The following is a 26018-nucleotide window of genomic DNA, read 5'->3' on the forward strand; positions in this document are numbered from 1 at the left end:
GGTCAGATGACGCCCTGTGCGAGCATCGCCGCCGCGACCCGCTCGAAGCCGGCGATGTTCGCGCCTGCCACGTAATCGCCGGGGACGCCGTAGCGCTCGGCAGCCTCGAAGGAAGCGCGGTGGATGTCCGCCATGATCTGGCGGAGCTTGCGCTCGCTGTCCGCGAAGGCCCAGCGCTGACGCGAGGCGTTCTGGCTCATCTCCAGCGCCGAGGTGGCCACACCGCCGGCGTTGGCCGCCTTGCCGGGGGCGAACAGCACTCCGGCGGACTGGAACGCCTCGACGGCCTCGGGGACGCACGGCATGTTGGCGCCCTCCGAGACGGCGCGCACGCCGTTGCCGATGAGGGCCTGAGCGTCCGCGAGGTCCAGCTCGTTCTGCGTGGCCGACGGCACGGCGATGTCGACCGGCACCTCCCACACGCGGCCGCCCTCGACGAAGCGCGCGCCGGGGCGGCGGTTCGCGTACTCGACGATGCGCCCGCGCTCGACCTCCTTGATCTGGCGGAGCAGATCCAGGTCGATGCCCGCGTCATCGACGACGTAGCCGGAGGAGTCCGATGCCGTGACCGCCGTCGCGCCGAGCTGGGTCGCCTTCTGGATCGCGTAGATCGCCACGTTCCCGGAACCGGAGACGCCGACGCGCTTGCCTTCGAAGGAGTCGCCCTTGACGGCGAGCATCTCCTCGGCGAAGAACACCGCGCCGTAGCCGGTCGCCTCCGTGCGCACCTCGGCGCCGCCCCAACCCGTGCCCTTGCCCGTGAACATGCCGGACTCGTGGCGGTTGGTGATCTTGCGGTAGGTGCCGAACAGGTAGCCGATCTCACGGCCGCCGACCCCGATGTCGCCCGCGGGGACGTCGGTGTGCTCACCCAGGTGGCGCCACAGCTCGCTCATGAACGACTGGCAGAACCGCATGATCTCGGCATCCGAGCGGCCGTGCGGGTCGAAGTCGCTGCCGCCCTTCGCGCCGCCGATGCCCTGGCCGGTGAGCGCGTTCTTGAAGATCTGCTCGAAGCCGAGGAACTTGATGATCGACAGGTTCACCGAGGGGTGGAACCGCAGTCCGCCCTTGTACGGACCGAGCACCGAGGAGAACTGGATCCGGTAGCCGCGGTTGACCTGCAGGCGGCCCGCGTCGTCCACCCACGGCACGCGGAACATGATCTGGCGCTCCGGCTCGACGACGCGCTCCACGATTCCCGCGTCCGCGTACTCGGGGTGGCGCTCGAGCACCGGGCCGATCGAGTGCAGCACCTCATGCACGGCCTGCTGGAACTCCGGCTCGTGCGGGCTGCGCGTGCGGACGGTGTCGAAGACGGGCTGGACGGCGTCGGCAAGGGGATGGAAGTCAGTAGCGGTCACGCGGAGAGCGGCTTTCTGGATGGGGGATGCGGAGCAGGGCGATCGTGTCGCGTGAGAAGGCGCCGGTCGGGCACACGAGTTCTCACTTTAGCGCCCTGCACGTTGTGAGCAGGACCGCGGGGATCACCCGGTGTTCTGCAGACCCGCCGCCACGCCCGAGACCGACAGCAGCAGCAGGCGCTGCTGCTCGGCGTCCGCTCCGGATCCGGTGGCGGACTCGTCGGCCGAACGCAGCTCGCGCAGCGCCCGCAGCTGCAGCAGCGAGAGCGCGTCGACGTACGGGCTGCGCAACTGCACGGCGCGCTGCAGGATCGGCTTGTTCTCGAGCAGACCGGTGCCGCCGGTGAGGCGGATGACCCATTCGCGCGTGAGAGCGAGCTCGTCGAGCACAAGCTGTGCGAGATCTTCGCGGTCGCCGAGCGCCAGATAGCGACGGGCGATGCGCTCGTCGGTCTTGGCCAGGCTCATCGCGACGTTGTCGATCATGGTGTGCAGCAGCGGCCATTCGCGATACGCCTCGGCGAGCAGCTTCTCGTCGCCGACCGCCTCCAGCGCCGTTCCCAGGCCGAACCAGCCGGCCAGGTTGATGCGGGCCTGGGTCCACGCGAACACCCAGGGGATCGCACGCAGGTCCTCGAGCGACTCCACCGACAGCCCGCGGCGCGCCGGACGCGAGCCCAGCGCGAGCAGGCCGATCTCCTCGAGCGGGGTGACGGTCGCGAACCAGGGGGCGAAGCCCTCGGCGTGCACGAGCTCGAAGAAGCGGGCGCGCGAGGCGGTGTCCATGGTCGCCGCGATCGCGGCGAAGCGCTCGGCCGCGCCGCTGGTGCGCTGCTCGACGCCGGGGGAGGAAGCCAGCAGCGTGGCCGCCGCGACCTGGTCGATGTGACGCATGGCGATGGCGGGCTCGCCGTACCGGGCGAAGATGACCTCGCCCTGCTCGGTGAGCTTGAACCGGCCGTCGACGGAGTGCGGCGGTTGGGCCAGGATGGCCGAGTTGGCCGGTCCGCCGCCGCGTCCGAGGGCGCCGCCGCGTCCGTGGAAGAGCGTCAGTTCGATCCCGGCGTCCTTCGCCCACTGCGCGATCTTCTGCTGAGCCTCGTACAGGGCGAGGTTCGCCGCGACCGGGCCGACGTCCTTCGAGGAGTCCGAGTAGCCGAGCATGACCTCGAGCCGGTTCCCCGTCTCTGCCATGCGCGCGCGGAACTCCGGGAACTGGACGGTCTCGGCGAGGATCGCCGGTGCCGCCTGCAGATCGGCGAAGGTCTCGAACAGCGGGACGACGTCCAGGACCGGTGCTTCGTCGCCCAGCGCGCAGCGGGCGAGCCGTCGCACGTTCGCGAGGTCCTCGGCGGACTGCGTGAACGACACGACATAGCGACCGGCGGCGCGCGGGCCGTACTCCCGCTGGATCTCCGCGATCGCGTGGAAGACGTCGAGGACCTCGCGCGTCTTCTCGCTGAGCTCGCCGCCGGCATCCAGTTCGGCGAGCGCCTGACGGTGCACCTGGGAGTGCTGGCGCACCTCCAGCTCGGTGAGGTGGAAGCCGTACGTCTCCACCTGCCAGATCAGGTGCTGCACGCCGCCGAACGCGTGGCGGCGGGCCCCGGCGGCGACGAGCGACTCCTGCACGACGCGCAGGTCGGCGAGCAGGTCCTCGGGTCCGGTGTATCCGCCCGTCGCGCCCGTGCGCTTCGCCGCGACGCGCCGCGAGAACAGCAGCAGCAGCCGGCGGTGCGGCTCCTCGGGGGACCGGGTCGAGATGTCGGCCGCGGCCTCGGGCTCCGCGGCGGCGAACGCGTCCCACAGGGCCGCGGCCGCGGGGGAGACCGGGGTGCTCTCGGCATCCAGCGTCAGCGTGCGGCCGATGCGCGCGAGCGCGCGCTCGAGGCCCTGCAGCACGTGGTCGGACGCGATCTCGGCCGCCTGGCGGGTGACGGATGCCGTGACGAAGGGATTCCCGTCGCGGTCGCCGCCCACCCAAGAGCCCACGCGGACGAACGCGGGGACGACCGGAGCGCTCGCGCCGGACTCGTCGCCGCGCAGGGCGTCGTCGATGCGGCGGTAGACATGCGGCACAGTGGTGAAGAGGGTCTCGTCGAAGACGCTCATGACCGTACGGACCTCGTCGACCGGCGTCGGCTTCTGCGCCCGCAGAGGTGCGGTGCGCCAGAGGGTGTCGATCTCCTCCAGCATCCGGCGCCGTGCCCGGCGCTGCTCTGCTCCGGCATCGCTGGCCTCGTCGTGCTGGGTCAGCAGATCCGACAGCCGGCGGATGCTCGTGGAGACCGCGCGGCGACGCGCCTCGGTCGGGTGGGCGGTGAAGACCGGGTGGAAGCGGAGTCCGGCGAGCCGGCGGGCGGCCTCGTCCTCGCCCACCTCGCGGCGCAGCTGCGCGAAGGCGGCGGCCACGGTGTCCACGGCGTCCTCGCGGCCGGGCTGTCCGGCCCGCTCGCGCAGCACGCGGACGCGCTGGTGCTCCTCGGCGAGGTTCACCAGGTGGAAGTAGGCGGTGAAGGCGCGGGCGACCTCATCCGCACGTTCGACCGAGAAGGAGTCGGCGATGGATGCCGCGCGCTCGAACGCCTCGGTGCTGGACTCGTCGTAGGCCTGGATGGTCGCGAGGCGCAGCCGCTCGACGTCCTCGAACAGGCCGGGTGTGCCGGACTCGCGGAGCACCTGGCCGAGCAGGGCGCCGAGCATGCGGACGTCGGCGCGCATGGCGTCGGGGATGCCGCGGCCTGCCTCGAATCGGCCGATGACGCGGATGGCCTCAGTGGGCGTGGGCTCGGGGGTCATCCTTCGAGCGTATCCCGATGCGAGGGGGCCGCCCGACCGCGTGACGCCGCATGAACGCCGGACGCCGCCGCGCCCTACCATGGAGGGGATGGCTGACTCCCGCAACCCCCTGCGCTCCGCGCAGTTCCCCGCGATCCTGCTGCTGGTGGCAGCCGGAATCGGGCTCCTCCTGGCCAACACCCCGGCGCACGACGCCATCGCGGGAGTGCTCGATCTGCACATCCCGGTGCCGGGGACCGGGCTCGATCTCTCGGTCGAGCACTGGATCTCCGACGGCCTGCTGGCGATCTTCTTCTTCGTCGTCGCCATGGAGCTGCAGTTCGAGCTCACCAGCGGCGAGCTCAACTCCTGGCGGAAGGCGATCCAGCCGGCGATCGCGGCCGCGGGCGGCGTCATCGTCCCGATCGTCATCTATCTCGTGATCGCGGGGGCGCCGCGGACCGCCTCGGGCTGGCCGATCCCGACGGCGACCGACATCGCGTTCGCGCTCGGCGTGCTCGCGGTGTTCGGTCGAGGGCTGCCGTCGACCGTGCGGGTGTTCCTCCTGGCCCTCGCCATCCTCGACGACATCATCGGCATCGTCTTCATCGCCGTGCTGTTCGCACACGACCTGAACTGGCTGCTGCTCCTGCTCGCCCTGGTCGGCGTCGTCGTCTTCGGCCTGCTCAGCCGTCAGCTCGAGGAGCGCAACCGCTTCGTGATCGGCGCGGCGATGGTCGTGATCGGCATCGTGGTGTGGGCTCTGGTCGCCGCCTCCGGCGTGCACGCCACGATCGCCGGTGTGCTGCTGGGGCTCGCGGTCGCGCAGGCCCCGTCGATGCGCATCCGGTACGCGCTGGAGACCTGGGTGAACGGCGGGATCCTCCCCGTCTTCGCCTTCACCGCCGCGTTCGTCGTGATCCCCGCAGTGTCGCCCTCCGAGCTGTCGCCGGCGTTCTTCGGGATCGCGCTCGCGCTGCCGATCGGCAAGATCATCGGCATCGGACTGTTCGGCTGGCTGGCGATGCGGATCGGATCGCAGGGCGGTCCGGCTCTGAAGCTCGCCGATCTCCTGGCCGCCGGGACGCTCGGCGGCATCGGGTTCACGGTCTCGCTGCTGCTGGCGAATCTGGCCTTCGCGGACGACGCTGAGATCCGCGATCAGGCCATCCTCGGCGTCCTCGTGGGCTCTCTCGCCGCTCTCGTGCTGTCCGGCATCATCGTGTCGCTGCGAGCGGCGCACTACCGGCGGCTGGACTCCGCGGCGACGTCGTGAGGCGGGTGAGGGGAGACCGATGAGCGACGCGCTGAGGGACGCGGCGGAGACCATGCGCGCCGTGCGCGAGCGCTGCGTGTGGTCGCAGCGCATCACGCACCGCGACCTGATCCCCTACCTCATCGAGGAATCGCACGAGGTCATCGACGCCGTCGAGACGGGGGACCGCGCCGAGCTGCGCGAAGAGCTGGGCGATCTGCTGTGGCAGGTTCTCTTCCACGCCGCGATCGCGGCGCAGGATCCGCAGGATCCGTTCGACATCGACGACGTCGCGCGCACGCTGACCGAGAAGATGGTGCGCCGCCATCCGCACGTCTTCGCGGACGCGGTCGCCACGACCCCGGACGAGGTGCTGGTGCACTGGAACGCGGCGAAGGCGGCCGAGAAGCGGGCGCGTACGAGCGTGCTGGACGGCGTCCCGAGCGGGATGCCGGCGCTGTCGCGTGCTCAGAAGGTGCTCGGGCGTGCCGCGCGCGTGCTCCCCGAGCATCCGTCCCCCGAGCAGGCCACCCCGGCATCCGAAGCCGAGCTGGGCGACGCGCTGCTCGCCCTCGTCGCGCAGGCCCGTGCGAACGGATGGGACGCCGAGCGCGCCCTGCGTGAACGCACGCGTGCGCTGGAGGGCGAGGTCCGCGCCGCGGAGTCCGCCTAGCGGTGCCTGGACCCGCAGACCTGGAAAGATGGACTCGTGGCTACCGTGAACCCGCCGCGCGGCATGCGCGACATCCTCCCCGCCGACAAGGCGCGTCGAGAGCGCGTCCTCTCCGTCATCCGCGAGCGCTACCGCGCGCACGGCTTCGACGAGATCGAGACGCCCGTGGTGGAGGAGTACGACCGCCTGCATGCCGGCATCGGCGGTGACAACGAGAAGCTGTCCTACAACATCCTGCGCCGGGGTCTGGACGCCGACGCGATCCGTGCCGCCGCCGGCGACCCCGCCGGCCTGTCCGACCTGGGGCTGCGCTACGACCTGACTGTCCCGCTGGCGCGGTTCTACGCGTCGAACCGCGCACAACTGCCCGCGGTGTTCCGCGCGATCCAGATCGGGTCGGTGTGGCGTGCGGAACGGCCCCAGAAGGGGCGGTACCGGCAGTTCGTGCAGTGCGACATCGACGTCATGGGCGACGACTCGGCCCGTGCCGAGGCCGAGCTGCTGGTGGCGTCGCTGGACGCCGTCGCGGCGCTCGGCCTCTCCGACGCGAGCGTTCGCATCAACGACCGGCGGGCGCTGGAATGGATGCTGGACGCGTTCGGGTTCACCGCGGATGAGCGTCCCGGCGTGCTCATCACCATCGACAAGCTCGACAAGATCGGCCCCGACGGGATCGTCGCCGAGCTGCGGGAGCGGCAGGCGACGTCGTCCGCCGTGGACGCCTTCGAGCAGTTCCTGCGTCGCCCGCAGACGAGGGAGTACACCCCGTACGGCGAGCGGCAGATCCGCAGAGCGCTTCCGGACGGGGCGCCGGAGGAGATCGTCGCGCACCTGGTCGGTATCGGCGAGGCCGTGGCCGCCGGAACCGGACGGACGGACATTCCGTTGGTGTTCGATCCGTTCCTGGTGCGGGGCATGGGGTACTACACCGGCACGATCTTCGAGCTCGCGCACCCGTCCGTGCCGTACTCGCTCGGTGGCGGCGGCCGCTACGACGGGATGATCGGACGGTTCCTCGGCCAGCAGGTGCCCGCGGTCGGGTTCTCGCTCGGGTTCGAGCGCCTGGTCGATCTCGTCGAGCTCGGCGAGGACGCGGATGCCGCGGCCGTCGTGCTCGTGCACGACAAGGACGTGCCGGTGGTGGAGCTCGTGGCGCACAAGGCCGCGCTGATCGATCAGGGCTCGCGCGTGCGCCTCGAGCGCCGGACGAAGAACCTCAAGGGGCTGCTCGAGCGCTCGGCCGCCGACGGGTACACGGCGTTCGCGACCGTGGCGGCAGGCGCCCCGGTTGGCGCTCTGGAGATCAAGCCGCTCGGCTGAGACGCGGGGACCGCGCGTCCCCGGCCGTCCCCGCCCATTCACCCCGGGTTCACTCCTGCGGTGTTTGCTGGCACCGTGGCTCGCGTGAGGATCCTCGGCGCCGTGCTCGCCGCCTGTGTGCTCGCCGCGCTCGGCATCCGCATCCTCCTGTCCCGTCAGGCAGCGATCGCGCGCCGACGGATCGGCAAGCCACTGGGCGAGGAATCGCTGGATGCGGACCGGGTCTGGCGGAAGACGCTCGAAGGGCGACCCGTCGATCTGCTGCTCCTCGGCGACTCCCTCGCGGCCGGCCTGGGGGCTGAGCGTCGCAAGCAGACGCTCGGCGGCCGGCTCGCGAAGGCCGTCGCGCGCCGGCTGCAGCGCCCCGTGCGACTGCGCACGGCGGCGGTGGTCGGCTCGGAGTCCTCGGCACTCGAGGCGCAGCTGGACGGACTGGATCCCGATTACCGCGCGGATGTCGCGGTCATCGTCGTCGGGGGCAACGACGTCACGCACCTCGTTCCGGCATCCGTGGCGTCGGCTCAGCTCGAGCAGGCCGTCCTGCGGCTGCAGGACGCCGGGACCCCCGTCGTGGTCGGCACCTGCCCGGACCTCGGGACGCTGCGTCCCGTGCCCCAGCCGCTGCGGTCGCTGCTGTCACGGATGTCGCGGCGTCTCGCCCTGGAGCAGACGCGTGTCGCGTGGCGGACGGGCGCCGTGCCGGTCGACCTGCGCCAGCTCGTCGGGCCGACGTTCCACGCGGAGCCCGAAGAGATGTTCAGCCTCGATCGGTTCCACCCGAGCGCGGCGGGCTACCGACGGACGGCCGAGGCGCTGCTTCCCGCCGTCGTCACGGCGCTTCGCTCGCGGCAGTGAAGCTCGCCGCCCACTCCTCGACCCGCCGGGCGCTCTCGGCGGGGGAGAGGTCCTCCACGCGGGACATGATCGACCAGCGCACGCCGAAGGGATCGCGGATCGACGCGAACCGGTCGCCCGAGACGAAGTCGCTCGGCGCTTCGCGGACCGTGGCGCCGGATGCCGTCGCGCGCGCGACGACCGCGTCCACATCCGGGACGTACAGGCCGAGAGAGTAGCAGTCGTCCTCGCCGGACGGCGGGGGCACGAGATGGTATTCGGACGTGGGTTCGCCGATCTGCAGCAGCCCCATGCCGAAGTCCAGATCGGCGTGGACGACGGTTCCGCCCATCTCCGTGACGTCGAGTACGGTGGCGCCGAAGACGTCGCGGTAGAAGCCGATCGCGTCGGCCGCCCCGGGGATCGCGAGGAACGGGGTGAGGCTGGTCGCGTTGTTCGGGCGGCCGTCGGTGGTGTGCGCTCCGGTGAGTCCTGTGCTGTTCATGACGTCGACGTTACGGACCGGCCGTATCCCGGCGCTTGGAGATTCGCGACACCCTGTCCGGGGCCGGCGCTATCCTGTCCCGCGTGATCGATGCGCGGCGTGGAGTGCTGTATCCCGCACGGATGCCGGACTTCCACCGCTGTCCGCCCCCGGGCGAGGCCGCGGAGCTCGTCGAGTGGTTCTGGATACCGCAGTGGGACATCGATCCGGGGCGGTCCTCGCGGCAGCACGTCGTCGCGTACCCGGCGCTGAACCTCGTCGTCGAGGGAGATGCGGTCGAGCTCGTGGGCGCCACCACGGCGGCGTCGCATCGCGATCTCACGGGCCGGGGCTGGGCGGTCGGGGCGCTGCTGAAGCCGGCCGCGGTCGCAGCCCTCATCGAGGATCCGGCGGCGCTGCGCGATCGGTCCCGCATCTTCGACGCTCCGGACCTGCGGGACGCCGTCGTCCGGGCGATGGGTGACGGAGGGGAGCAGGAGCGAGCGGACGCCGTCGGGGCGTTCGCGGCATGGCTCGTCCGCCGGGTCGGCGAGCCGTCCGAAGTGGCGCGGGAGGCGAACCGGATGGCGGAGGTTCTCATGTCGGATCCCGAGATCGTCCGGGCAGAGGATGCCGCGGCGAGGCTGTCCATCTCCCTGCGCACGCTCCAGCGGCTGGCGCACCGATACGTCGGCCTCCCGCCGCTGGCGATGATCCGGCGTCGACGCCTGCAGGAGGCGGCGCAGCGGATCCGGGAGCATCCGGACACCGACCTGGCCACGGTCGCCGCCGAACTCGGTTACGCCGATCACGCGCATCTGACGCACGACTTCCGTGCGGTGCTGGGCTTCACGCCTACGGCCTACCGTGCGGGGGCGCCGTGAAGGGGATCACAGAGGGGTGATACGCGGCTGACGAGAGTCGCCGTCTCAGAAGGGAGGGTTGGGCTCGGTCGCATGCCCGGTCGGCGAGATCACCTGGACCGTCCCGTCGCGTCGCGATCGGTAGCGGAAGGTGGTGCGATGGTTGTGCCTGTGGTCGCGCGGGCACAGCGGCGCGAGATTGTCCGCGTTGGTCCTGCCACCTCTGGCCCACGGTCGACGATGATCGATCTCGGCATCGGCGGCGAGACGTTCGCAGCCGTCTCGCGCGCAGGTGCGGTGCTTCAGGATGAGCCAGTCGCGCTGCGCCTCCGTGGGCCGGTAGCTCCGACGGTCCATGTCGAGAATCGCGCCCGTGATCGGGTCCGTGATGACGCGGTGGAAGGCCGACGCATCGAGGAACAACTGCGCCGCCGTGACCGCATCGATCGCGTCGCCTCCGACCATCTCGGCCTGCTCCGCCGCCAGCGCCTCGGCGACGGAGGGGTCGATCGGCGCTCCGTCCCGCGCCGCGGCGAGCAGCTGGACCGGGACCGTGACGAAGACCTTGGTCTTCACCGCGGTGTCGGTGCCGACACCGCGCAGCCATGCGCTGGTCAGATCGGCGCGCAACTGATCGCGGGTGCGCCCTTCGCGGCGGTCCTTGGTGAGGTGCTTCGCGGTGCTGGTCATGCGACGGAACGCGGCGTGCGCCTCATGGGAGGGCATCAGCGCGTGGAGCCAGGCCATGCCTCCGTCGGCGTCCTCGATCCAGACGCGCCGGTCCCGCATCTCCCGAGCGTGCTTCGCCTCGGCGGGAAGCAGCGCGAGCCGATCGGTGAGCCGCTTCAGCCGGCGGTTGAAGGACGCCGGCGAGCACGAGAGCGACCATTCCCTGCACGCGGCGTCGATGCGCGCGAACGCCCGCTGCTCCGCGGAGCGCTCCGGGTCCGTTGCGTCTGCGGGGGCCGCGACGAGACCGAGCGCATGCACGGCACGCCCGAGCAGGTACAGGGAGGCGAACCCGGACGCGGTCTGCTCCCACAACCCGGGGAGGTGCTGCTGGGCGCGCTCGACGAGGAACACCTGCCCGCACACGTGATCCTCGGTGCTGTTCATCCGCAGCGCCAGGTCCAGGATCGCCGCCCGTTCCGCGAACTCGATCGCCTCGGCGCCGTCCAGGCCGTCCACGTAGAGCTCCGGGTGCCGACGCGCGCACTGCACCACGCGCAGCATCCGCGCCGCCTGCAACGCGGCCTGCCGGTTCGCATCGACCTGCGAGCACTCGGCATCCGCCAGCAGCAGGCCGATCTCCTCGCCCGGGTTCAGAACCGAGGAAGAGGGTGTCGGCATCGCTGCGTCCATGAAGCCAGTATAGTACAGAAGTACGAGAAGAAGCAGTGCCGAGCTGCCTAATTAGGGCAAAAATATTCGATACTGGATCGCGCTCCGCTCCTCGACGTACGGGCGCTGATCGCCGACACTCAGCGCGCGATGCGCAGCCGCAGCATCCGGTAGGCGACGCCTGCGAGCACGACGACGGTGCCGATCAGTGACGCCATCGCGGGCAGTGTGCTCACGAGGACGAGGCACCCCAGGGCGCCGAGCACCTGCAGCGCGCGCGGATAGCGCCGGACGTCGTCGCCGGTCTGGCGGAACGCCGCCGCGTTCGCGATGAGGTAGTACAGCAGCACGCCGAAGGACGAGAAGCCGATCGCTCCGCGCAGGTCCGCGACGAGGACGATGCCGATCACGATCAGCGCGATCGTGATCTCCGCGCGTCGCGGCACCTGCCAGCGCGTGTCCACGGCCGACAGCCAACGCGGCAGGTCGCTTTCGCGCGCCATCGCGAGCGTCGTACGGCCGATGCCGGTGAGCAGGGCGAGCAGCGCGCCGAGCGAGGCGGCGGACGCCGCCACACGAACCACGGGATCCGCCCATCCCCAGCCCGCGGCCTCGACGACACCGGCGAGCGGGGCCGGTCCGGCGACGGCATCCGCACCCAGCACGAGGATCACCGTCACGCCGATCGCGAGGTACACCACGACCGCCCCGCCGAGTGCGAGCACGATCGCGCGCGGGATCGTCCGCGCCGGGTCCACGACCTCCTCGCCCATCGTCGCGATGCGGGCGTAGCCGGCGAACGCGAAAAAGAGCAGGCCGGCACCCTGCAGGACCCCGTACACCGTGGCGTCCGCGAGCGGAGCGGGGGAGTGCGGTGCTCCGCCGACTCCCGCGGCGACGACGACGGCGAGCCCGAGCAGGGTCGCCGCGACGAGGATGCGGGTCGCGAGCGCGGTGCGGGTCACGCCGAAGCAGTTCACGGTCGCGAGCGCGGCGACGGCGAGGACGGCGACCGGCCGCTCCCATCCCGCTGGCGCGGCGTACGACGCGAAGGTCATCGCCATCGCGGCGCAGCTGGCGATCTTGCCGATCACGAAGCACCAGCCTGCGACGAATCCCGGCCAGGGGCCGATCTCGGCGCGCGCGTAGGCATACGTGCCGCCCGCGACGGGGTGCACGGCGGCGAGCTGGGCGGAGCTGGTCGCATTGCAGTACGCGACCACGGCCGCGATCGCGAGAGCGACGAGGATGCCGGAGCCGGCGGCTCCGAGCGCCGGTGCCCAGACGGCGAACACGCCGGCGCCGATCATCGATCCGAGGCCGATGGCGGTGGCGTCCGGGAGGGTCAGCCTGCGAGCGAGGGGCACGTGATCATCGTGCCACCGCTCGGTTAACGATCGGTGCCGCGCGCGGCGGTCACGCGCTTCTTCTCGCGGATGTACACCTCGCGCCGCACCTTCGCGACCACGTCCCCCTCGCTATCCGTGATGACGGTCTCGAACCACTCCAGGACCTTCGCCCCGCCGTGCGCGCGTTCGCGCAGTTCGGCGGCCTGCTCCTTCGGGACATGGAACTCGGCGGTGAGCACACCGCGGCCGGGCTTGACGAACTCGATCTCCCCCCGGGTGTCCCACACGACGTAGTCGCGCCCGAGCTGGTGCATCACGAGCATGAAGAAGTAGGGATCCGTCATGGCGGACATCGATCCGCCGAACGCCGTCTTCACATAGTTGCGAGTGAGGAGATTGACGTGCAGCTCGACGGTGGCGCGGGTCCAGTCCGCGCTGAAGCGACGGACGCGGATCCCGCTGAACAGGTTCGGTGCCCAAAGGCTCATTCCGATCGCGAGCCGGCGCGGAGTGATCTTCATGGCGATCAGTGTCGGGGAGCATCCCGGCATCCGGCAAAGCCTCTGGCGTCTTGCTACAACTGTTCTATTTCTCATAGAATAAGTCGAACGAGGAGGACGACATGCTGATCCGGATCGACGCCGACAGCCAGCGGCCGCTGTTCGAGCAGGTCGCCGCCTCCGTCCGCGCCGACATCCTGACGGGCGCCCTCGGGCCGGGCGACCGGCTGCCGTCGGCGCGCGAGGTCGCCGACGCGCTCGACATCAACCTGCACACGGTGCTGCATGCGTACCAGCAGCTGCGTGACGAACGGCTGGTGGATCTGCGGCGCGGCCGCGGGGCCACCGTGGCAGCATCCGCTGCGCCGCTCGTCGACCTCGCCAAGGAAGTCGCCGATCTCGTCGCCAGGGCCGGTGAGCTGGGCGTGTCCGCCGAGACGCTCGCCGCGATCGTGACATCCGCCGTCCCCATCGACCGCCGACCGGAGGAGCGCCCATGACCGAGCACGACATCACCCGCACGCCTCCGGCGCAACTGCGCCGAGCGCGGGTCCGATTCCTCCTTGTCGCCGTCGCGGTGCCGATCGTTCTGGTCGCCGTCGGTCTCGCCATCGTCCTGGCCTGGATGCCTGAGCTGCCGGCGTCCGTCGTGACCCACTGGGGCGTTTCGGGCCCCGACGGATTCGGCTCTCCGCTGGTCTACGTGTGGATGCTGATCGGCCTCGGGTTCGGACTGCCCGTGCTGATGGCGGCCTCGACGCTCATCGCCGTCGGGACGCACTGGGGCGCCGCGGCGCGCTTCATGGGAGCGATGGCCGCGGGGCTCTCCGCATTCGCCCTCGTCCTCGCGGTCGGTTCGCTGGCACCGCAGCGCGGGCTGTCGGACGCCGCGGCGATGGGCGGGATCTGGTGGGTGGTGGCGCTCGGCTTCGCCGCGCTGCTGCTGGTCGGCGTCGCGGCGTGGTTCGCGCAGCCGGCCGTGGCAGCAGTCCCGGGGCCGTCGCTCGACGACGGTCGATCGGTGGTTCTCGGCGAGGGCGAGCGGGTCGTGTGGGTGGGGACCGCGACGATGCCGCGCACCCCGCTGATCATCATGGCCTCGGCCCTGGTCCTCGTCACCGTGCTCACGATCGCCCTCGCGTTCGCCGGAGGACCCGCTGCCTGGATCGGCGTCGTCCTCATGCTGATCGTCCTGCTGGCTCTGCCGGCGACGGCGGCGTTCCGCATCCGCATCACGCCGGAGGGATTCTCCGCGCGCTCCCTGCTCGGAGTGCCGCGCACGCGCATCCCGCTCGCCGAGATCGATTCGGTCCGGGCGGTCGACATCTCCCCGTTCGGGGAGTTCGGCGGATGGGGCTGGCGCATCTCGCTCGACGGCCGCAGCGGCATCGTCACGCGTCAGGGTCCGGCGATCGAGATCGCGCGGCGCGGAAAGCGCCGGTTCGTCGTCACGATCGACGGTGCGGAGCAGGCCGCGGCGCTGCTCCAGGCGTACGTGGATGACTCGGCATCCGATCCCGGCCGCACGATCAGAGGAGGCGCACGATGAGCGAGTCGACCGCGTCGAGGACGCCGCTGATCGCGATCGTCTCCTTCGTCCTGCTCGCCTGCGGACTGGCGTGGCTCGTCGCGCTCCCGCTGTGGCTCTCGGATGGCCTGCGCCATCCGCTCGCCGGCGTGCTCATCTCGGTGATGATGTTCACCCCGGCGGTCGCCGCGGTGCTCGTGATCCTGCTGATGCGTCCCGTGCCGAAGGGAGAGCGGCTGCGCTTTCTCGGCGTGTGGCCGCTGCGCCCGGCGAAGCGCGTGATCGGTCTGAGCGTTCTGGGCCTGTTCGGTCCGCTCGTCGTCATCGCACTGTCGATCGCGATCGCCGCCGCGTTCGGATGGGTGCACCTGGATCTGATCGGATTCTCGGGGTTCGGCGAGACGCTCGAGGCGTCCCTGCCGGAGGGGGTCCCCGCGCCGCCGGCGGGTCTCGTGATCGTGTCGCAGCTGATCGCGATGCCGATCGCCGCCGCGACGATCAACGCGGTCATGGCGCTCGGCGAGGAACTGGGCTGGCGCGGATTCCTGGTCCCCGCGCTGCGGCAGTACGGCACCTGGCCCGCGCTGCTCATCAGCGGCGCGGTATGGGGGCTGTGGCATGCTCCGGTGATCCTGCTCGGCTACAACTTCGCGCGCACGGACGCCACGGGTGTCGCGTTCATGGTCGGCGGCTGCGTCGTCTGGGGGATCCTCCTGGGCTGGTTGCGCCTGCGCTCGGCGTCCGTCTGGCCGGCGGTCTTCGCCCACGGGGCGATGAACGCGGCCGGTGCGACGATCGCGCTGCTGTACGCCGCAGGCACGACGTTCGACATGGCCTTGGCAGGGCCGCTGGGGGTCGCCGGCTGGATCGCGTGCGGCCTCGTGATCGTCGTGCTCCTGGCGACCGGGCAGTTCCGGAAGCAGCCGGAGCTCGACGCCGCGGCGCGACGGGCCCTCCCGCATCGTCCGCCGGAATAGCCCGGTGTCTTGACCTCGCCCGCCCGGCCGGGTTGGCTGAGGGAATGGCCGAATCGAACCCGCAGAACTGGCGCGCCGCCGATGCCTACCTCGCCGACCTCCTGGTCGGGCAGGACCCGACCCTGGATGCGACGCTCGCCGCGCAGCGGGCCGCAGGACTCCCCGAGATCGAGGTCGCACCCGTCAGCGGAAAGCTGCTGAACCTGCTCGCCCGCATGAGCGGAGCGCGACGCGTCCTCGAGATCGGCACGCTCGGCGGGTATTCGACGATCTGGCTCGCGCGCGCGGTCGGGCCCGACGGCCGAGTCGTCACGGTCGAGGCGGAATCGGCGAACGCCGCGGTCGCACGGCGCAACCTCGATGCCGCCGGCGTCGGGGATCAGGTCGAGATCCGCATCGGCCGCGGTGCCGAGGTCCTGCCGAGCCTGGACGGCACCGAGCCCTTCGACCTCGTCTTCATCGATGCCGACAAGGAGTCGAACACGATCTACCTCGACTGGGCCGCGCGACTGGGCCGCGCCGGCACTGTCGTCGTCCTGGACAACATCGGCCGGGAGGGCGAGATCGTCGACGAGAGCACCACCGATCCCCGTGTCATCGGCACGCGGGAGGGGCTCCGGATGCTGGGGGAGGACGCTCGCTTCGACGCGACGGCGCTGCAGACCGTCGGCCTCAAGGGCTGGGACGGAGTGGCCATCGCCCTCGTGGTCTGATCGCTTCGGCGCGTCGGACGCGCCCGGCTAGAATGGCGACGGATCGACGACGCTCCACCACAACCTTTTCTCTGAGCAAGGAGCACATTCGTGGCACTGATCGAGGCTGTAGGCGCACGTGAGATTCTCGACTCCCGGGGAAACCCGACCGTCGAGGTGGAGGTGCTCCTCGATGACGGCATCGTGCAGCGCGCGGCCGTTCCCTCCGGCGCATCCACCGGTGCGTTCGAGGCGTACGAACTCCGCGACGGCGACAAGAGCCGCTACGGCGGAAAGGGCGTGCTCAAGGCCGTCGAGGCCGTCATCGACGAGCTGGGCCCGGCCATCGAGGGCGTCGAGGCGAGCGAGCAGCGCATCGTCGACGAGATCCTCATCTCCACCGACGGCACCGAGAACAAGAAGCGCACCGGCGCCAACGCGATCCTCGGCGTCAGCCTCGCGGTCGCCAAGGCCGCGGCCGACAGCGCCGACCTGCCGCTGTTCCGCTACCTGGGCGGGCCCAACGCGCACGTCCTCCCCGTGCCGCTGTTCAACGTCATCAACGGCGGCGAGCACGCCGACAACGGCATCGACATGCAGGAGTTCTTCCTCGCGCCGATCGGCGCCGAGACCTACTCCGAGGCGCTGCGCTGGGGCGTCGAGACGTACCACGTGCTGCGTGCCGAGCTGAAGGCCGCCGGCTACGCGACGGGCCTCGGCGACGAGGGCGGCTTCGCGCCCGACCTCCCCAGCAACCGCGAGGGCCTCGACTTCCTCGTCAAGGCCATCGAGAAGGCCGGCTTCACGCCGGGATCGGACATCGCGCTCGGCCTCGACGTCGCCGCGACGGAGTTCTTCAAGGACGGCGTCTACCGCCTGGACGGCAAGGACTGGGATGCCGCGGCGCTGACCGAGTACTACGTCGGCCTGGTGAACGACTTCCCGATCGTCACGATCGAGGACGCGCTCGCCGAGGACGACTGGGACAACTGGAAGCACCTCACCGAGGCGCTCGGCTCGAAGGTCCAGCTCGTGGGCGACGACCTGTTCGTCACCAACCCGCAGCGCCTCGCCGACGGCATCCAGCGCGGCGTCGCCAACTCGCTGCTCGTCAAGGTCAACCAGATCGGCACGCTCACGGAGACCTTCGACGCGGTCAGCCTGGCGCAGCGCTCCGGTTACACCGCGATGCTCTCGCACCGTTCCGGCGAGACCGAGGACACCACGATCGCCGACCTCGTCGTCGCCACCAACTCGGGCCAGATCAAGGCGGGTGCCCCGGCGCGCAGCGAGCGCGTCGCGAAGTACAACCAGCTGCTGCGCATCGAGGAGGAGCTCGGCGACGCGGCCGTCTTCGCGGGCCGTTCGGCGTTCCCGCGCTACACCGCCTGAGCGCCGACGCGCACGAGACAACGAGGCCGCCCGCGCGGCGGCACGACCCGGAGGGGGAGCATGGCGAGACGACCGGCTTCCCCTTCGGCGTCCTCGCGCACGGTCGACGTGCGCGAGTGGGCATCCGGCATCCGGCTGTCCGCGTTCTCCGTGATCATGCTCTCGCTCGTCGTACTGGGCGCGTGGGTGCTCGTGCCGACGCTGGGCACCTACATCGAGCAGCGGCAGCAGATCGCCGCGCTTGAGCAGTCCGTGCAGCTGTCGAAGGAGGAGATCGCGGATCTCGAACTCGAGCAGCAGCGCTGGGAGGATCCCGCCTTCATCACCACCCAGGCGCGCGAGCGCCTCTACTACGTCAAGCCCGGCGAGGTCGTCTATCTGATCGACAACGATCTGGACGCCGCCGACCTGCCGCGCGAGCAGCAGCCGGTCAGCGCCGAACTCGAGGAGAGCGCCTCGGACTGGATGCCTCATCTGCTGCGCACCCTCGCCGGCGCCGGCCTCGCGCAGACCGCCGCCGAGGGCGGGTAGAGCCTTCGTTCAGGAGCGCCTCCCGTACGCTGGAAGGGTGACGACACCGCCCTTCGCCCCGCCGACCCCTGCGGAGATCGACGTTCTCTCCGCGCAGCTCGGACGTCCCGTGCGCGGGGTCATCGGCATCGCCGCACGCTGCGCGTGCGGCAACCCGACGGTGGTGGCGACCGCGCCGCGACTGCCGGACGGCACGCCGTTCCCGACGTTCTACTACCTGACGCATCCCGCGGCCACCGCCGCCATGTCGACCCTCGAGGCGACCCAGGTCATGCCCGAGCTCGCGGCGCTCCTCGACGAGGACGAGGCTGTCGCGGCGGCCTACAGCGCCGCGCATCAGGCCTACCTCGGCGACCGCGCCCGCTACGGCGAGGTCCCCGAGATCGACGGGATCTCCGCGGGCGGCATGCCCACGCGCGTCAAATGCCTGCACGCGCTCGCCGGGCACGCGCTCGCGGCGGGTCCTGGTGTCAACCCGATCGGCGACGCCGCGCTGGAGCGGTCGAGCTGGTCGCCGGAGCGATGCCAGTGCGAACAGCCGGGGGCCGCTCTCGCATGACCCGCCTCAGGACGCTGCGCGGCATCGTCGCAGTCGCGGCGGTGACGGCATCCGTCCTGCTCACCGGGGCGACGTCGGCGCCGACCCAGACGCCGGAGCCGACCCCGGCGCCGGTCGCCGACGAGCCGACCGACCCGATCCGCGCGGCGGAGTACTGGCTGGACGGCGCGCGGATCCGTGACGCCTGGCAGACGAGCCGCGGTGAAGGCGTCACGATCGCCGTCATCGACACCGGCATCGCGCCGGTGCCGGCGGCATTCGGCGACGCCGTCGTCGGGGGGACCGACGTCTCGGGGACCGGCTCGTCGGACGGACGCACCCCGGTGGGCACGATCGACGTGAACCACGGGACCTGGGTCGCCTCGCTCGCCGGCGCGCGCGGAGCGGCGGACGGCACGGGAATGATCGGCGTCGCCCCCGAGGCCGACCTGCTGTCCATCTCGGTCAACTTCGGCGCGGCGGCGGCGGTGCCGTTCACCGAGCAGATCGCGGACGCCATGCGCTGGGCCGTGGACAACGGCGCCGACATCATCAACCTGTCCTTCACGACCAACACGCTGGACTGGGACAAGAGCTGGGATGAGGCCTTCCTCTACGCGTTCGAGCACGACGTGGTGGTCGTCGTCGCAGCCGGGAACCGCGGCAGCGGCACCTCGATCGTCGGCGCTCCGGCCACGATCCCCGGCGTGCTGACGGTCGGCGGCGTCAACCAGCACGGGGAGGCGAGCGTCGAGGCCTCGACGCAGGGCATCACGATCGGGATCTCCGCGCCCAGCGAAGGGCTGCTCGGCGTCTCGGCCGATGGAACGCTCGCCGAGTGGGACGGCACGAGCGGTGCGGCCCCGATCGTCGCCGGCGTCGCGGCCCTGGTGAGGTCCGCTCACCCCGATCTGGATGCCGGGAACGTCATCAACCGCATCCTGAAGACCGCCATCCCGGTCGACGGCGTGACGCGCGTGCCCGACCCGCTCTACGGCTTCGGGCTGATCGACGCGCATGCGGCGGTGACCGCCTCCGTCCCGAAGGTGGACGCCGACCCCGCCGAGGACCTCAAGGAATGGATCCGGGTGTACCGGCGCGCGGAGTCCGTGCCGCAGCCGACGCCGACGGTCGCCCCGGTGACGGTCGACCCCCTGCCGGCCGCCGACCCGCCGACGGAAGCGGGTTCACCGCTGCTTCCCAGCGCGGAGACGCTGCTGTACGGTACCCTGCCGCTGATCGTGCTCACGGTCCCTGGTATCCTGGTTGCGCTAGGCGTCACCGCAGCTGCCCGGCGTATCCGAACGGCGCGCGCGCAGCGCACGCCTGCCCCCTGACAAGGAGTTTTCCCTCTGTGGCTGAGAACAGCACTGTGCCCAAGATTCTGATCGTCGGCGGTGGCTACGCGGGTTTCTACACGGCGTGGAAGCTCGAGAAGCACCTCCGCAAGGGCGAGGCCGAGGTCACGATGGTCGACCCGCTGCCGTACATGACGTACCTCCCGTTCCTCCCCGAGGTCGCCGCGGGATCCATCGAGCCGCGCCACGCGGTCGTCTCGACCCGTCGTCACCTGAAGCGCACGAACGTCGTCGCGGCAAAGGTCACGAAGATCGATCACGCGAACAAGGTCGCGACCATCACTCCGGCCGACGGCGACGCGTACGAGTTCGCCTACGATCAGATCGTCGTCACGGCGGGTTCCGTCTCGCGCACGTTCCCGATCCCCGGCATCGCGGACAACGCGATCGGCATGAAGTCGATCGAAGAGGCCGTGTGGGTGCGCGACAAGCTGCTGTCGAACTTCGACCGCGCGGCGGCGCTGCCCCCCGGGCCCGAGCGCGAGCGCCTGCTGACCGTCGTCGTCGTCGGCGGCGGCTTCGCCGGCATCGAGACCTTCGCCGAGCTGCGTTCGTTCGCCTCGGCGCTGTTGAAGCGCTACCCCGAGCTGACGTTCGAGGAGACGCACTTCCACCTCATCGAGGCCATGGGACGCATCATGCCCGAGGTCTCGCTGCCCACGAGCGAGTGGGTGCTGAAGGACCTCGCCAAGCGCGGCGCCAATGTCCACCTGGACACCCAGGTCACCGGCGCCGTCGACGGCAACGTCGAGCTGTCGACGGGCCAGGTCATCCCGACCGACATCATCGTCTGGACCGCCGGAGTCATGGCCAACCCGCAGGTGGTCCGCTCGGGCGACCTGCCGGTCGAGGAGCGCGGTCGCATCCGTGCTCAGGCCGATCTGCGCGTGGTCGACGCGGACGGCAACGTCATCGACGGCGCCTGGACCGCTGGTGACGTCTCGGCGGTTCCGGACCTGACCGGCGGCGGCGTCGGCGGCTTCTGCGTCCCCAACGCCCAGCACGCCGTCCGCCAGGCCAAGCGTCTCGCGAAGAACCTCGTCGCGGTCCTGCGCGGTGAGGCTCCGGTGGACTACATCCACAAGAACCTCGGCGCGGTCGCCGGCCTCGGACTCGGCACCGGCGTGTTCCAGTCCGGCAAGCTGGCGATCAAGGGCTTCTTCGCCTGGGTCGCGCACCGCGGTTACCACGGCCTCGCGATGCCGACGTGGGAGCGCAAGTGGCGCGTCCTGTGGGGCTGGTGGCACAACCTGTGGCTCGACCGCGACATCGTGAACCTCGAGAAGGTGCAGCAGCCGCGCGCGTTCTTCGAGGAGTTCGCCTCCCGTCCCCGTCCGGCCGCGGATGCCGCACCGGCCGCTGCTCCGGCGAAGGCGGCTCCCGCGAAGGCCGAGAAGGCTTCCGCTCCCGCGAAGGCCGAGAAGGCGCCGGCGAAGTCCGAGAAGGTCGCGGACAACGCCGCGGACGACAAGACGGTCAAGAAGGCGCCGGCGCGCAAGCCCGCCGCCAAGAAGGCGCCGGCCGCCAAGGCGGACGCGAAGTAACCGGCATCCGCAGCTCCGTGCGAAGGCCCCGTTCCTGTGGAACGGGGCCTTCGCCGTTCCAGCCGATCCATAAGCGGGACCGGTAGCGTCTGTGGAGCAAGGGGAGTACTCCCGAAGCGGCGGAGTCGTCACTACGGATGCGCGATCGCGTCCCGGCCCGCCGGTCCGTGAGGGTGGAGGAGACCTGGCGTCCGCTCGGCGGACCGCCACGGCGACCCTGCGTCCGTGACCGTCCGCCCCACCCGGTGAAGGATCGACATGGACAAGATCTCCCGCCTGATCGGCATGGCCTCGAAGGCGCTCGACAAGAACTCAGCATCCCGCGGATCCGGCTCGTCCGGGTCGACGGACTGGGGAGGCGTCCTGCGCGGCGCCGTGGATGCCGTGCGCGGCCCGGCACAGCCGACGACGTCGCCGAGCCCGCATGTTTCGCCGGCATCCACGCCGGCGCCGGCCGGATCCGGCGCCAACCCGTACGCACCGCCGCCTGCGCCGGGCGCCGGTGTCCCGCGCTCCGCCACGGGCACCGGCAGCGCGCATCCGTATGCTCCGCCGCCCGCCCCGCGGGCCGCTGGCGCCCCTGCGGTCTCGGAAGCCGATCGTGCCGCGATCGCACGCTACGACTACCTGATGCAGACCGCGGATCCGCACCGCATCGAGCAGATCCACCGCGACGCGTTCGCGCGCCTCACGCCGCAGCAGCGCGCCCACGTCGAGCAGCGGATGCGCTCCGAATTCGCCCCCGGGGAGCGTCCTGCGTCGTCCTCGCCCGACGACCTCGCACGGGCGGCGGGGCGAGCCGAGGCGCTGCGGCCCGGCAGCATGCGGGGTCTGCTGTCGCGTGTCGGCGGGGCCGGTGTCGGCGGAGCGGCCGTCGTCGCCGGCGGCGCCGCTCTCGGGGTGCTGGGAGCCGTCGCGGCCGGGTCGGTGCTGAGCGCGGCCGCCGGACCACTGCTCGAACAGGCGACCGCGATGGGGGTCGACTTCGTCGGACTCGCCGAGGGCGTGGACGTCGAATCGCTCGCCGGCGGCGCCGACGAGCTCTTGGGCTCCGCAGGCGAGACGGTGTCCGGACTCGGCGACTCGGTCTCGGAGTGGGGCTCAGCCCTCGGAGATTTCGGGCTAGGAGGCCTGTTCGGCCGGTGACGGGGCGGGAAACCGGCATGGATCGCGACCGGAGATGCGTCGCCGTGCTCTGAGCGGCACGAACTGCGACGGGAATCCGGACGGACGCATCCGGCGGGGCCCCTCCTTCACAGTTGTACCCCCGCTGGGACTCGGTCCCCACCGGCCACTCGCCTCGTCGCTGCGCGCCGGGGCGAGCCTCTGGCCGGCGGGGCCCCTCCTTCACAGCCGTACCCCCGGTCGGATTCGAACCGACACTGAAGCGAGTTTAAGTCGCCTGCCTCTGCCGATTGGGCTACGGGGGCGTGCCGATCAGCCTAGCGGCGGATGCCGCGACCGAGGTCGTAGGGTGGGGGAGTGCTCGATCTGATCGACGGCCCGACGAACGCCGGCCTCCGCGCCTGGGAGGATCCGGCGCGGTGGTGGCCGCGGCTCACCGCCGCCACCGCGCACCTGACCGCTCCGGTCGCTGTGATCGACCTGGACGCGCTCAGGCACAACGCCATGGACCTCCTGGTGCGGGCGGGCGGCATCCCCATCCGCGTCGCATCGAAGTCCGTGCGTGTACGCGCCGTGCTCGACGCCGTCCTGAAGATCCCCGGCTATCGGGGCATCCTCGCGTTCACGCTCGCCGAAGCTCTCTGGCTGGCCGAGACGCACGACGACGTCGTGGTCGGGTACCCCACGGTCGACCGGGCGAGCCTCGCCCTGCTCGCGGCGGATGAGCAGGCGGCATCGCGCGTCACCCTCATGGTCGACGACCCCGCCCATCTGGATCTCGTGGACGCGGTCGCCGCTCCGGGGCGCCGCGCGGAGATCCGTGTGGCGATCGACGCCGACGCGTCCTGGCGTTCAGCCGCGCTGGGGCACATCGGGGTGCGCCGCTCGCCGCTGTTCACCGCCTCGGATGTCGCGCGCTTCGCCCGCATGATCGTCCGACGCGACGGATTCCGCCTGGTCGGGCTGCAGATGTACGAGGCGCAGATCGCCGGGCAGGGCGACGACGCCGGGCCGGACGCTCCGATCATCCGCTTCGCGCAGGCACGGTCGCGGGAGGACCTGCTGCGCCGTCGTGCCGAGATCGCGACGGCCCTCAGCGACATCGCCCCCCTGGAGTTCCTCAACGGCGGAGGCACCGGATCGCTCGAGTTCACCGGCAGCGACGAAGCCGTCACCGAGGCGACCGCCGGCAGCGGCCTGCTGGGCGGGCACCTGTTCGACGGGTACCGCTCCTTCCAGCCGGCCCCGGCCTCCGCGTTCGCCTTCGACGTCGTCCGCCGCCCCTCGGCCGACATCGCCACCGTCCTCGGCGGAGGCTGGATCGCCTCGGGTCCCGCCGTCGCATCCCGGCAGCCGCGGCCGGTGTGGCCGGCCGGGCTGCACACGCTGCCGCGTGAGGCCGCCGGTGAGGTGCAGACTCCCGTGCAGGGACGCGCCGCGGCCGGCCTGGACATCGGCGACCGGGTCTGGTTCCGGCATGCGAAGAGCGGGGAGCCCGCCGAGCGCATCGAGGCCTACCATCTCGTCGACGGCGACGCGGTCGCGGACGAGCTGCTCACGTACCGCGGCGAGGGAAAGGCGTTCCTGTGACACGACTCGGCGGCAGCTGGCAGAATTGGGCGCGCTCTGCGTCCGTCGATCCGGTCCGCGTCGAACGGCCCCGTACCCCGGAAGGGGTGCAGCGCGCCGTGCAGGCCGCGGCGGCGCAGAGCCTTCAGGTCAAGGCGGTCGGGGCCGGCCACAGCTTCACCGGCATCGCCGTCGCGCCCGGGGTCCTGCTGGACCTCAGCGACCTGCACGGTCTCGTGTCCGCGGATGCCGCGACCGGGAGGGCGACGTTTCTCGCAGGCACGCGACTGCACCGCATCCCCGCCCTGCTCGCACCCTTCGGCCTCGCCATGGAGAATCTCGGCGACATCGACCGGCAGTCGCTTTCGGGGGCGATCTCGACCGGAACGCACGGCACCGGAGCACGATTCGGTGGAATCGCGACTCAGGTCGTCGGCGCCGTCCTCATCACTTCGGCGGGGGAGTTCCTCCGCGTGGACGAGCACGAGAACGCCGACCTGCTGCCCGCTGTCGCGCTGGGCCTGGGCGCCCTCGGCATCCTGGTCGAGGTCACGCTGCAGTGCGTGCCGGCGTTCGTGCTCCGCGCCATCGACGAACCCGCTCCGCTCGAGGACGTCCTGGCCACCCTGCCGGAACGCGTCCAGGCCCACGACCACTTCGAGTTCTACTGGTTCCCGCACACCCAGGTCGCGCTCACGAAACGGCAGGAGCGCCTTCCCGAATCCACCCGGCGCGAGCCGCTGCCCGTCCTCGGGCGGTGGATCGACGAGACCCTCCTGTCGAACACCGTCTACCGTGCGGTCTGCGGACTGGGTCGTGCCGTCCCGGCGATCACCCCGCCGTTCAACCGCCTGGCCGTTCGGCTGACGGGCGACCGCGCGTACACCGATCGCTCGCACCGCGTGTTCACGCAGAGCCGCCGCGTGCGGTTCCGCGAGATGGAGTACGCGCTGCCGGCCGAGAACGTGGTGCCGGCATTCCGCGCCGTGCGCGAGACGATCGCGCGGCGCGGCTGGACGATCGAGTTCCCCATCGAGGTGCGCTTCGCCGCCGCGGACGATCTGTGGCTCTCCACGGCGCACGGCCGGCACACCGGGTACATCGCCGTGCATCGCTACTGGCGTGCCGATCCGACGGAGTACTTCAACGCGATCGAGCAGATCATGCTGGAGCACGGCGGGCGCCCGCACTGGGGCAAGCTGCACACGCTCGACGCGGATCGGCTCCGTGAGCTCTACCCGCGTTTCGACGACTTCCGGGCCGTGCGCGACCGGCTCGACCCCGATCGGCTGTTCAGAAACCGGCACCTCCGGCGCGTGCTCGGCGACTGAGCGTCGTCCAGTCGCCACGCAGGCAGCGCGACTAGGATGAAGGAAATCTGCGGAAGGGGTGGCCTCCCATGTGGGAATGGCTCGTGCCGGTACTGATCGTCGTCGCTGTCATCGTGATCATCGGCGTCTACCTGTGGGCGACCTACAATTCCCTCGTCCAGCTGAACGTCCGCGTGGACGAGGCATGGAGCGGCATCACGGTCCAGCTCAAGCGCCGGGCCGATCTCATCCCGAACCTCATCGAGTCCGTCAAGGGCTACGCCTCGCACGAGAAGGCGGTCTTCGAGAACGTCACGCGTGCCCGAGCCGAGACGCTGTCGGCGTCGAGCCCCGGTGAGGCCGGGATCGCCGAGGGGCACCTGCAGCAGGCGCTGAAGAGCCTGTTCGCCGTCGCTGAGGCCTACCCGCAGCTGCAGGCCAGCCAGAACTTCCTCCAGCTCCAGCATTCGCTCGTCGACACCGAGGACAAGATCCAGGCGGCTCGGCGCTTCTACAACGGCGGCGTGCGCGAGCTGAACACCAAGATCAAGGTCTTCCCGAACAACCTCTTCGCCCGCGGACTCGGATTCACCGAACGCGAGTTCTTCGAGGTCGCCGACGGCACCACGATCTCCGAGCCCCCGCGCGTCCAGTTTTGACACGAGAAGCCTCAATGCGCCGCAGGCGCGTTAA

At 71.1% G+C, this 26018-nt stretch carries 24 protein-coding genes and 1 tRNA gene; 18 read left to right on the forward strand and 7 right to left on the reverse strand.

The genetic code is table 11. The features are described from left to right. Positions 1 to 2 precede the first annotated feature (2 nt). Entirely contained in the window at positions 3 to 1364 is a 1362-nt protein-coding gene (gene gdhA, locus KYX17_RS01000; RefSeq protein ID WP_243224687.1) for an NADP-specific glutamate dehydrogenase, read from the reverse strand. Between the two features lie 123 nt (positions 1365 to 1487). Further along, complete coding sequence (locus KYX17_RS01005) at positions 1488 to 4163, reverse strand: phosphoenolpyruvate carboxylase (RefSeq protein ID WP_243224688.1); 2676 nt, start codon at positions 4161 to 4163, stop codon at positions 1488 to 1490. Positions 4164 to 4251: 88 nt separating this feature from the next. Between KYX17_RS01005 and nhaA the strand changes: the two genes are divergently transcribed. The 4 genes from nhaA (at position 4252) to KYX17_RS01025 (ending at position 8245) form a co-directional block, all read left to right on the forward strand. After that, positions 4252 to 5418: a Na+/H+ antiporter NhaA gene (gene nhaA, locus KYX17_RS01010; protein WP_243224689.1), complete on the forward strand. Its 1167-nt coding sequence runs from the start codon at positions 4252 to 4254 to the stop codon at positions 5416 to 5418. Positions 5419 to 5437: 19 nt separating this feature from the next. Further along, positions 5438 to 6070, forward strand: a complete 633-nt coding sequence (locus tag KYX17_RS01015) for a MazG family protein (protein WP_243224690.1) — start codon at positions 5438 to 5440, stop codon at positions 6068 to 6070. 63 nt (positions 6071 to 6133) lie between these two features. Next, positions 6134 to 7390, forward strand: a complete 1257-nt coding sequence (hisS, locus tag KYX17_RS01020) for a histidine--tRNA ligase (protein ID WP_243226140.1) — start codon at positions 6134 to 6136, stop codon at positions 7388 to 7390. A 75-nt stretch (positions 7391 to 7465) separates the two neighbouring features. Then, complete coding sequence (locus KYX17_RS01025) at positions 7466 to 8245, forward strand: SGNH/GDSL hydrolase family protein (RefSeq protein ID WP_308220826.1); 780 nt, start codon at positions 7466 to 7468, stop codon at positions 8243 to 8245. On the opposite strand, the gene KYX17_RS01030 is transcribed toward KYX17_RS01025, so the two are convergent. Beyond that, the gene (locus tag KYX17_RS01030) at positions 8220 to 8729 is read right to left on the reverse strand and encodes a glyoxalase/bleomycin resistance/extradiol dioxygenase family protein (protein ID WP_243224691.1); all 510 of its coding nucleotides are present in this window, start codon (positions 8727 to 8729) and stop codon (positions 8220 to 8222) included. The genes KYX17_RS01025 and KYX17_RS01030 overlap by 26 nt on opposite strands. A gap of 83 nt (positions 8730 to 8812) precedes the next feature. Here KYX17_RS01030 and KYX17_RS01035 point away from each other — a divergent pair, with 83 nt between their 5' ends. Continuing rightward, positions 8813 to 9592: a helix-turn-helix domain-containing protein gene (locus KYX17_RS01035; RefSeq protein WP_243224692.1), complete on the forward strand. Its 780-nt coding sequence runs from the start codon at positions 8813 to 8815 to the stop codon at positions 9590 to 9592. Between the two features lie 45 nt (positions 9593 to 9637). On the opposite strand, the gene KYX17_RS01040 is transcribed toward KYX17_RS01035, so the two are convergent. The 3 genes from KYX17_RS01040 to KYX17_RS01050 all read right to left on the reverse strand — a co-directional run bounded on the left by KYX17_RS01040 (position 9638) and on the right by KYX17_RS01050 (position 12782). Further along, positions 9638 to 10933 carry an HNH endonuclease signature motif containing protein gene (locus KYX17_RS01040; RefSeq protein ID WP_243224693.1) on the reverse strand — a complete coding sequence of 432 codons (1296 nt, stop codon included), beginning with the start codon at positions 10931 to 10933 and terminating at the stop codon, positions 9638 to 9640. Between the two features lie 119 nt (positions 10934 to 11052). Next, the gene (locus KYX17_RS01045; RefSeq protein ID WP_308220827.1) at positions 11053 to 12279 is read right to left on the reverse strand and encodes an APC family permease; all 1227 of its coding nucleotides are present in this window, start codon (positions 12277 to 12279) and stop codon (positions 11053 to 11055) included. Positions 12280 to 12302: 23 nt separating this feature from the next. Then, entirely contained in the window at positions 12303 to 12782 is a 480-nt protein-coding gene (locus KYX17_RS01050; RefSeq protein ID WP_243224694.1) for a DUF4442 domain-containing protein, read from the reverse strand. A 101-nt stretch (positions 12783 to 12883) separates the two neighbouring features. On the opposite strand from KYX17_RS01050, the gene KYX17_RS01055 reads away from it, so the two are divergent. From KYX17_RS01055 to KYX17_RS01100, 10 genes are all read left to right on the forward strand, one after another. After that, positions 12884 to 13261 carry a GntR family transcriptional regulator gene (locus KYX17_RS01055; RefSeq protein WP_243224695.1) on the forward strand — a complete coding sequence of 126 codons (378 nt, stop codon included), beginning with the start codon at positions 12884 to 12886 and terminating at the stop codon, positions 13259 to 13261. Continuing rightward, positions 13258 to 14310, forward strand: a complete 1053-nt coding sequence (locus KYX17_RS01060; protein ID WP_243224696.1) for a DUF1648 domain-containing protein — start codon at positions 13258 to 13260, stop codon at positions 14308 to 14310. Before KYX17_RS01055 ends, KYX17_RS01060 begins: the two co-directional genes overlap by 4 nt. Beyond that, positions 14307 to 15266: a CPBP family intramembrane glutamic endopeptidase gene (locus tag KYX17_RS01065; RefSeq protein WP_243224697.1), complete on the forward strand. Its 960-nt coding sequence runs from the start codon at positions 14307 to 14309 to the stop codon at positions 15264 to 15266. Before KYX17_RS01060 ends, KYX17_RS01065 begins: the two co-directional genes overlap by 4 nt. Before the next feature lie 44 nt (positions 15267 to 15310). After that, positions 15311 to 15979 (forward strand): O-methyltransferase, encoded by a 669-nt coding sequence (locus KYX17_RS01070; protein ID WP_243224698.1) that lies wholly within the window; start codon positions 15311 to 15313, stop codon positions 15977 to 15979. Between the two features lie 90 nt (positions 15980 to 16069). After that, a complete protein-coding gene (eno, locus tag KYX17_RS01075) occupies positions 16070 to 17350 on the forward strand; it encodes a phosphopyruvate hydratase (protein WP_243224699.1) in 1281 nt (426 codons plus the stop codon). 60 nt (positions 17351 to 17410) lie between these two features. After that, the gene (locus KYX17_RS01080) at positions 17411 to 17881 is read left to right on the forward strand and encodes a septum formation initiator family protein (RefSeq protein WP_243224700.1); all 471 of its coding nucleotides are present in this window, start codon (positions 17411 to 17413) and stop codon (positions 17879 to 17881) included. A gap of 37 nt (positions 17882 to 17918) precedes the next feature. Continuing rightward, the gene (locus tag KYX17_RS01085; protein WP_243224701.1) at positions 17919 to 18440 is read left to right on the forward strand and encodes a DUF501 domain-containing protein; all 522 of its coding nucleotides are present in this window, start codon (positions 17919 to 17921) and stop codon (positions 18438 to 18440) included. Further along, a complete protein-coding gene (locus tag KYX17_RS01090; protein WP_243224702.1) occupies positions 18437 to 19756 on the forward strand; it encodes a S8 family serine peptidase in 1320 nt (439 codons plus the stop codon). The genes KYX17_RS01085 and KYX17_RS01090 overlap by 4 nt, the downstream gene beginning before the upstream one ends. Positions 19757 to 19791: 35 nt before the next feature. Then, the gene (locus tag KYX17_RS01095; protein WP_243224703.1) at positions 19792 to 21321 is read left to right on the forward strand and encodes an FAD-dependent oxidoreductase; all 1530 of its coding nucleotides are present in this window, start codon (positions 19792 to 19794) and stop codon (positions 21319 to 21321) included. A gap of 258 nt (positions 21322 to 21579) precedes the next feature. Continuing rightward, positions 21580 to 22467 (forward strand): cation-transporting ATPase, encoded by an 888-nt coding sequence (locus KYX17_RS01100; protein ID WP_243224704.1) that lies wholly within the window; start codon positions 21580 to 21582, stop codon positions 22465 to 22467. Between the two features lie 210 nt (positions 22468 to 22677). Here the strand turns inward: KYX17_RS01100 and KYX17_RS01105 are convergent. After that, positions 22678 to 22751 (reverse strand) — tRNA-Leu (locus tag KYX17_RS01105). Positions 22752 to 22803: 52 nt separating this feature from the next. Between KYX17_RS01105 and KYX17_RS01110 the strand changes: the two genes are divergently transcribed. From KYX17_RS01110 to KYX17_RS01120, 3 genes are all read left to right on the forward strand, one after another. Next, positions 22804 to 24036 (forward strand): alanine racemase, encoded by a 1233-nt coding sequence (locus tag KYX17_RS01110; protein WP_374208913.1) that lies wholly within the window; start codon positions 22804 to 22806, stop codon positions 24034 to 24036. Beyond that, positions 24033 to 25346, forward strand: a complete 1314-nt coding sequence (locus KYX17_RS01115; RefSeq protein WP_243224705.1) for a D-arabinono-1,4-lactone oxidase — start codon at positions 24033 to 24035, stop codon at positions 25344 to 25346. Before KYX17_RS01110 ends, KYX17_RS01115 begins: the two co-directional genes overlap by 4 nt. Before the next feature lie 68 nt (positions 25347 to 25414). Then, the gene (locus tag KYX17_RS01120) at positions 25415 to 25984 is read left to right on the forward strand and encodes a LemA family protein (protein WP_243224706.1); all 570 of its coding nucleotides are present in this window, start codon (positions 25415 to 25417) and stop codon (positions 25982 to 25984) included. Positions 25985 to 26018 lie beyond the last annotated feature (34 nt).

It is taken from the genome of Microbacterium sp. CIAB417 (assembly GCF_022788845.1).